Below are 6,598 nucleotides of genomic sequence, written 5' to 3' on the forward strand. Positions count from 1 at the left end.
CTGACTACTTGTACTCATGTATAGCGGAGGCGGCGCCGACGATGGCCCCGACTATTGCATGCGCCCCGGGAAGGCTGAGGTCATGGACGTCAACAGTTCAAAGATCCTTTACTTTGCGGCCGCGAATGCCACCGACATCTCCGACGTACCCGCCTATGGATACACCCAGGCGCAAACGGGCCTCATGGGCGTCTGCAAGATCCGCCTGGGTGGTAAGCAGGGCTGGGCGTTCATCGCCATGGAGCCAGCCATGACGTTCGGCTCCGCAGGCGAATGCGGTTGCCGTGATGCRCCCCTTGAGAAGCTCAGTAAAAAAGACGAACGACTTCGGCGAATAAATGCGGACTGAATAAATCAGGTGACCCGAAAACGTCTTCCGACAAAAGCGTCGAAACTGACTGACGAGATGGGAGTTTCTTCGAGCCGTCTTCCGACAAAAGCGAACGTGCTGCCTGAAGAAATATCTCAGGCATGAGCACTCGAACTTACGTCGATCAGCGGGGCAAAGACGGCAATATCTGCTACCGATTGCAGCCCCTACAGACAACCCAAACTTGTTTTGCTAGGGTCACATCGTTGCCCGCGTCATCGACAAGAACGCGTCGCAGGCAACCATCGCTCGATGCGGTGAGAAGCGCGGGCCAAGGGTGCGTTAGGAACACCCCTGACCCGCTAACCAAACCAACTACTCTAGGAGTTGATAATGGCTGCCCACCATTCTACGGCACTCGCCCGCCCGCCAGATCCCCAAGGTGGCACCCCCAGCGGAAACCGGGCCGTCTGCATCTAGCGCAGACACGGTTGAAGAACCGCGGCGTTCGCCGTTTGCATCAGAATTTTCTTGGCCGTAGCACCCGGCACGTCGCCGGCTGGCCGAAGAAAACGCGCTGACGCCGCTATCCACGTTATTCAATCAACCGCCCGGCGTCCGGTCACGGACAGCCGGTGAAACCGCGGGTCCGATGGGCCGCGGCACGCCGCGCTGTAGCACTGCGTGCCGCGTTTGGAGACGCGCGCCGAATACACAAGGAGCAGGTAATGCTTATGGAAACCGATGCCAACGCGCATGAGCTTTTGAACGAGGCCACCGAGTGGCTGCAGTACTCGCGTGGCGTGACTCAGTTGTTGGCTGAGCTGGTGCACGAATCCGAGGATCTGGATTGCGCACAGATGTCCTTGGCGCTGGATGCGATCGGGGCGATGACGCAGAGGGGACTTTGGTGTTTGGCTGAGGGGCGTGCGGGGTTGGTTGGGGGTGCTGCGGAAAGGTAAGCCGGGATCGCCGATGAATCGGCTCCTACGGGGAGCCGGTGTTTGTGTAGTTGCCAGCTGTTTGAAGTCCCTACAGGATCCCCTGCTGGCATTGAATCCGCACTGAGGCCATCCACGGCTCAAGAAAATGATCTTCGAGCTTTTGAAGTTGCTTCTTATCCATGCCGGCTGCTCTGCCCAGCATCTCGAGCGAACTAACGTGACTCAACCACGAGAGCATGTGGACCGCCTTCAGAGCCGCTTTGTCGGTCGTCGAAATGAGCAAGGTGATGGGGATGGGCTGATTTGCGTGTAGCCACGCGAGCAAATGCAGTTCACCATCGTCCAACCCCGGGAGGCCAGCGTTGTTGATGGAGAACGTCGCCCGCTCCAGATCTGTGACCGGATGAACTCTACTGAGTCCACCGGTAAGTAGTTTCCGATCAATCGGGACGCGCCTGGGGTTGAGCGGATCCCCTGTACATGCTTCTTCGACRCATTTCTCAACTGTCTCGACGTCGTAACGGGCACATAGTGCTTTCCAGCAATTGACACGAAATGCTTCGATGATGATGCAGGTATCTAAGAGCACGCGATCCTTCGCCATTTCGACCTTAAAGCGCGAACGGCGCTGGCTGTGTTGAGTGTTCGGCGAACAAATCCGCCAATTCCGGCATAGTCATAGCCAGTGACTTGGCGACCTTGCGGGCCGATACCTGGCCTCGTTCGATACCTTGACGAAGCAGCTCCACGAACGCCGACGAAAAGCGTTTGGGCCGCCCCTGATTCTGAAGCCGACTCGTCGCGCCACGGAGCGAGTCGCAAAGCGCCTGGCTAATCAATTTCGCATTGAATAGTCGATAGCCCAGCGCCGACGGCGAGACCCTTAGGAAGTCCGCAACATCCACTAGATGGCCGACCTCGTCGATTCGGCGCGGATCGATCGCTCTGTCCAGTGCTGCACGTGGCATGAGAAGCCCTGCGGCAAAATTATCTGCCAACTTCTCGATTCGCCAGCTCTTACTCTTGGGACTTCCCGCCTTGGAGCCGTCACGATGGTCCGGCTTCATCTGGTCCCACGTGACCGCGTGAAAGAGCTCATGCGCGAGATCGTAGTTCCTTCGCGCTTCGGGCTCGTTTCGATTGATAAGGATCACACCGAGATCAGGCAAATGACATGTCGCGCCCGAAACACTCCCGCACGGTGATTCCACGGCGTCGATGAAAAGCACAGGGATGTCCAAAACGCTCTCGACCTGATCAGTCAATCGTGCGGCCGGCACGGAGCCTAGCTCGAGCTTCTCAGCCACTGACTCTCCAAGCGTCAGCGCTTCTTCAAAGGTCGACTGAGGGCTCAACCGGAGAGAAAAGGAAAATGGATCGCTCGCCGACGCGTTCCACCTTCGCAAGAACCGCAGCAAGCCGACCCACTGTCCAGCTCGCGCCTCGAAGGAATTCAGGTCGGTATCAGKCAACGCATCGGTAGCTCGCCAGGAAAACTCTGCCTCCCCCGCGACGACAAAGGGATCTATGAAGTAGTCGAGACTCTGCTCGAGAAGTGAGCACAGCCGAACAAGCTCCTCGGGCTTTACAGCCCGCTCACCGTTCTCGATCGCGGAAATAGTTTGCCTGTCGGCAATGCCTAAAGCGCTCCTGAGCGCTTCCTGGCTCATTCCCTTGGCATCCCGCGCTGCCCTGATCCGGAAGCCCAGGGAGCGTGAAGTCGCTTTGTCTTCTGCTGTCATGCGGAAATCATAATCTTGCATTTCGTGATTTGCAAGATTCCGCCCGTTGGGCGAACAGATCGGCGCGTCAGGGCGCCCGCGCCAGGCGATGCCTCGTTTCCGGCAGGCCCAACAGCGGTCGCTTATCATGTACGGCCATCGCGCCTTTCCAGTGAATTCATGGCAATCGTAGAAGACGACCGCTCCGTCGCCGGGCATACGCCCTTCATGCGCCAGTACCTGGCGGCCAAGGCCGAGCACCCGGATATCCTGCTGTTTTTCCGGATGGGCGACTTCTACGAGCTCTTCTACGACGACGCCCGGAAGGCGGCCCGTCTGCTCGATATCACCCTGACCCAGCGCGGCCAGTCGGCCGGCGCGCCGATCCCCATGGCGGGCGTGCCCTACCACGCCGTCGAGAACTACCTCGCGCGCCTGGTGAAGCTGGGCGAGTCCGTGGCGCTGTGCGAGCAGATCGGCGATCCCGCGCTGTCCAAGGGCCCGGTGAAGCGCGAGGTCGTGCGCATTGTCACTCCGGGTACGGTGACCGACGCCGCGCTGATGGAAGAGCGCCGCGACAACCTGCTGCTCTCCATCGCCGCCGGCCCGACAGGCTATGGCCTCGCCTGGGTAGACCTCTCCACCGGCCGCTTCCTGCTCACCGAAGTGGGCAGCGCCGAAGGCCTCGCGGCCGAACTCGCACGCCTGCAGCCAGCGGAGACCCTCGTCGGCGAAGATGTTGCGTGGCCCAAGCTCGTCTCGACCCTGCCCGGCCTGCGTAAGCGCCAGCCCTGGCATTTCGACGGCGACGCCGCGCGACGCGAGCTGTGCCGTTTCTTCAAGACGCGTGATCTGCTCGGCTTCGGCGTGGACGGCATGCCGTTGGCGGTTGCCGCGGCGGGCTGCCTGCTCGGCTATGTCGAGGAAACCCAAAAGGCCGCCCTACCCCATCTGACCGGCATGGCCGTGGAGAATGCGGGTGAGACGATCGCGATGGACGCCGCCACGCGGCGCAACCTCGAAATCGATACGCACCAGAGCGGTCGCGTGGAGAACACCCTGCTCGGCGTACTCGACGAAACGGTCACGCCGATGGGCGCGCGGCTGATGCGTCGCTGGCTCAATCGTCCGCTGCGCGATCGTCAGGTGCTGCGTGGTCGGCACCAGGCCATCGGCAGCCTGATCGATGCGCGCCGTCACGCCACGCTGCGCGAACGCCTGCGCGGCATCGGCGATCTCGAACGCATTCTTGCGCGTGTCGCCCTGCGCTCGGCACGTCCGCGTGACTTGTCCACCCTGCGCGACGGCCTCGCTGCGGCACCGTCGCTGCGCGAAGACATCGCCGGCCTCGACAGCCCGCTGCTGCACAGCCTCGTCGAACGCATCGGCGATCACGCAGACACCGCCGACCTGCTCGCTCGCGCCGTGATAACGCAGCCACCCGCGCTGCTGCGCGATGGTGGCGTACTAGCCGAAGGCTACGACGAAGAACTCGACGAACTGCGCCAGCTCTCCACCAACGCCGATCAGTTCCTGGTCGACATGGAAGAGCGCGAGAAGGCCGCCAGCGGCATCTCGTCGCTGAAGGTCGGCTACAACCGCGTGCACGGTTACTACATCGAGATCACCAAGGCGCATTCGGAAAAGGCGCCGCAGCACTACACGCGTCGCCAGACCACGAAGAACGCCGARCGCTACATCACCGAAGAGCTCAAGCAGTTCGAAGACAAGGTGCTCTCGGCGAAGGAGCGCTCGCTGATGCGCGAGCGCGCGCTCTACGAATTGCTGCTGGACAAACTCACCGATCGCCTTGCTGAACTGAAGATCGCGGCCACCGCCATGGCCGAACTCGACGTACTCGCGAATCTCGCCGAGCGCGCCGAAACGCTGGACTGGGCGGCACCGGCGCTGACCGACGAACAAGGCATCCACATTGAGCGCGGCCGCCACCCGGTGGTCGAGAAGGTGCGCGACGAGCCGTTCGAGCCGAACGACCTCGTGCTGGACCGGAGCCGCCGCATGCTGGTCATCACCGGCCCGAACATGGGTGGTAAGTCCACCTATATGCGGCAGAACGCGCTCATTGTGCTACTGGCCCATGTCGGCAGCTACGTGCCGGCGTCCGCCGCGACCATCGGCCCGATCGATCGCATCTTCACCCGTATCGGCGCGGGCGATGATCTGTCCCGCGGCCAGTCGACTTTCATGGTCGAAATGAGCGAGACGGCGAACATCCTGCATAACGCCACCGAATGCAGCCTCGTACTGATGGACGAGGTCGGCCGTGGCACCAGCACGTACGACGGGCTTTCGCTCGCGCGCGCGGCGGCCGTCCATCTGGCCGCCACGAGCTGCGCGTTCACGCTGTTCGCCACGCACTACTTCGAACTGACCGAACTGGCACAGGACTTCCCGACCATCGCCAATGTGCATCTGGATGCCGTCGAGTACGGCGACCAGCTGGTCTTCATGCACACCGTGAAGGATGGCCCGGCCAACCGCAGCTTCGGCTTGCAGGTGGCCGCGCTGGCCGGCTTGCCCAAGGCGGTGATCGCCGATGCACGCCGTTATCTGGCGGCGCTCGAGCAAGGTCACGAGGTGACCGTCGCCGTCGCAACGCCGCCTGCCGCGACGCCGCAGATGGGTCTGTTCGCGCCGTCCCTGCCGTCGCCGGTCGAGGAGGCGCTTCGCGCCATGGATCCGGACGCACTCTCACCGCGCGACGCGCTGGACCGCCTCTACAAGCTGAAGAAAATGCTGCAGTGAACCATTGAGACACCCTATCGGGTCGATCTGAACAATCGAATTCCCCTCTGGGTGACAGCTTCCTATAGTGAACTTGCGGTCTGGGCCATCGGCTCACCCGCAACGGGGCTTACGACTCTCCATCTTCCCGCCCCGTCACGTCCCCCGCCTCATCCCGCGTCAGCAGCCCGGGATGAGTTTCGGGGGGCGGTTCTTTTACTTGCTCTTTAGCGAGTAGCGCGTGCCCCAGCCCGCCTCGAACGTGCCGGGTTTTTCCGGAAGCGCGGAGGTGCCAGATGCCACGGTTATCGCTGCCGGCTTTGCCCTGGCGAACAATGCGGCTAATGACGGAACGCCGATCCGGTCGCCCTGCCACTCTGCGATGTTCTCGGCCTTGATCGGCACCCGAATCAGATTGAACGTCTTCATGCTACAGCTAGCCACATCCTCGCTCGTCTGCTTGCAGGCGTCATGATCGACGGCAACGCTGGCACCGTCGAGGATGAATCCGTCCGCGAAAACGACGTCGCCCTTGCCCACCTTGAACGTCGCAAACGGACGAGAGAGTTCAGTCGTTACGACCAGGCCGCCCACCTGCTTATCGAGCTCCACTTCCTTGTAGCCAGCAGAATCCACTTGTTCCGCGTACTTGCGGGTCGCCACGTCGAAGCCCATGCACCCCCCCGTCGTTGCGCTCATGAGCGCGCAATACGTCTCGGTATAGGTTTTGGTCTGGTATTTGGCGTCCTGCCACACTTGCGTCTTGTAGTACTCAGTATCCTTTGTCGCCTTGAATGAGGCGGTGCCGATAGACGGCCTGTCGGACCACGCCTTTGCGCTCATGTCCGGCATCGGCGCGCGACGGACTTCGGTACTCG

Annotated in this window: 6 protein-coding genes; 3 read left to right on the forward strand and 3 right to left on the reverse strand. The window is 61.7% G+C overall.

The genetic code is table 11. The features are described from left to right. Positions 1-82 precede the first annotated feature (82 nt). A complete protein-coding gene (locus AC1DSN_RS16445) occupies positions 83-349 on the forward strand; it encodes a hypothetical protein (protein WP_477296611.1) in 267 nt (88 codons plus the stop codon). Positions 350-1,038: 689 nt separating this feature from the next. Beyond that, the gene (locus AC1DSN_RS16450) at positions 1,039-1,272 is read left to right on the forward strand and encodes a hypothetical protein (RefSeq protein WP_063574401.1); all 234 of its coding nucleotides are present in this window, start codon (positions 1,039-1,041) and stop codon (positions 1,270-1,272) included. 70 nt (positions 1,273-1,342) lie between these two features. On the opposite strand, the gene AC1DSN_RS16455 is transcribed toward AC1DSN_RS16450, so the two are convergent. Both AC1DSN_RS16455 and AC1DSN_RS16460 read right to left on the reverse strand, forming a co-directional pair. Next, a complete protein-coding gene (locus tag AC1DSN_RS16455; protein WP_477331712.1) occupies positions 1,343-1,858 on the reverse strand; it encodes a hypothetical protein in 516 nt (171 codons plus the stop codon). A 7-nt stretch (positions 1,859-1,865) separates the two neighbouring features. Then, positions 1,866-2,996, reverse strand: coding sequence for a helix-turn-helix domain-containing protein (locus AC1DSN_RS16460; protein WP_477331714.1), 1,131 nt, complete (start codon positions 2,994-2,996; stop codon positions 1,866-1,868). Between the two features lie 159 nt (positions 2,997-3,155). On the opposite strand from AC1DSN_RS16460, the gene mutS reads away from it, so the two are divergent. Next, positions 3,156-5,741, forward strand: coding sequence for a DNA mismatch repair protein MutS (mutS, locus tag AC1DSN_RS16465; RefSeq protein WP_477331716.1), 2,586 nt, complete (start codon positions 3,156-3,158; stop codon positions 5,739-5,741). A gap of 195 nt (positions 5,742-5,936) precedes the next feature. Here the strand turns inward: mutS and AC1DSN_RS16470 are convergent. After that, positions 5,937-6,598, reverse strand: a 662-nt coding sequence (locus tag AC1DSN_RS16470) for a hypothetical protein (RefSeq protein ID WP_477331718.1), incomplete at its 5' end; no start/stop codon positions are given.

Source organism: Luteibacter sp. P4_D7_3, from assembly GCF_056401735.1.